Source organism: Bacillus sp. 05T31, from assembly GCF_056396725.1.
This window is the reverse complement of sequence record NZ_JBFTMA010001210.1, coordinates 1-685: the sequence shown is the minus strand read 5'-3', so window position 1 is coordinate 685 and position 685 is coordinate 1. Positions and strand designations below refer to the sequence as shown.

Below are 685 nucleotides of genomic sequence, written 5' to 3'. Positions count from 1 at the left end.
AATTACCCCTTTATAATTTATTTAGTAAAGGCGATTGTAATAAGAGGACTGACGCTCTTTTACTTCGTCCATAATAATTTTAATTTGTTGTTCACGTAAGATTTCAGCTTTTGAAGATTTACGTTTTTGAATGGTGATAGTTAAAAAGAAAGCTTTGAATTTCATTAGGATATTGCCCCTTTAAAAAAAATTTTAATACATTTGTGTATAATACGAACTTTTAATGTCCGTTATTTTATCCATAGTTTGTTTTAATTGTTGTTTACGAAAGATTTCAGCTTCAGATAACGTTTTTTTCTGAAGTGCTGTCGTAAAAAAGAAAATATGAAAAGTCATGGACGAATTCCTCCTTTCGAAAAGGAATTACAGGTGATCGCAATAAAGCACTTGGCGCTCCTTAACATCATTCATAGCTTTTGTAATTTGCTCATTATGAAGAATTTCAGCTTTGGAAAGTGTATTTCTTTGAATCGTAATACTTAAAAACAATACGCTAATAGTCATCGAATGTTGCTCCTTTCTTTAAAAAATAATGTATGAGACTAAAAAATCGCACGAAAAAGCCACAGGAAGATATCGTTTTCCTATGGCTGGGCGTGAAAAAGCCACAGGAAAGTATACGACCTCCTGTGGCGAATTTATGAATTAATAGAAATAAAGTACGATTTTCAATTCTCCRTTAGGG

General features: G+C 31.7%; 3 protein-coding genes. All 3 read right to left on the bottom strand.

Translation table 11 applies throughout. The features are described from left to right. Positions 1–21: 21 nt before the first annotated feature. The 3 genes from AC1DJR_RS32495 to AC1DJR_RS32485 are packed head-to-tail and all read right to left on the bottom strand — an operon-like array spanning position 22 to position 504. Entirely contained in the window at positions 22–165 is a 144-nt protein-coding gene (locus AC1DJR_RS32495; protein ID WP_000668987.1) for a YrzI family small protein, read from the bottom strand. Between the two features lie 27 nt (positions 166–192). Continuing rightward, the gene (locus tag AC1DJR_RS32490) at positions 193–336 is read right to left on the bottom strand and encodes a YrzI family small protein (protein WP_000142704.1); all 144 of its coding nucleotides are present in this window, start codon (positions 334–336) and stop codon (positions 193–195) included. 27 nt (positions 337–363) lie between these two features. Further along, positions 364–504 (bottom strand): YrzI family small protein, encoded by a 141-nt coding sequence (locus AC1DJR_RS32485; protein WP_000156202.1) that lies wholly within the window; start codon positions 502–504, stop codon positions 364–366. Positions 505–685: the final 181 nt, after the last annotated feature.

Bases quoted from the DNA above. Each gene is read 5' to 3' on its own strand.
- AC1DJR_RS32490 (WP_000142704.1), bottom strand. From the start codon at position 336: ATGACTTTTCATATTTTCTTTTTTACGACAGCACTTCAGAAAAAAACG.
- AC1DJR_RS32495 (WP_000668987.1), bottom strand. From the start codon at position 165: ATGAAATTCAAAGCTTTCTTTTTAACTATCACCATTCAAAAACGTAAA.
- AC1DJR_RS32485 (WP_000156202.1), bottom strand. From the start codon at position 504: ATGACTATTAGCGTATTGTTTTTAAGTATTACGATTCAAAGAAATACA.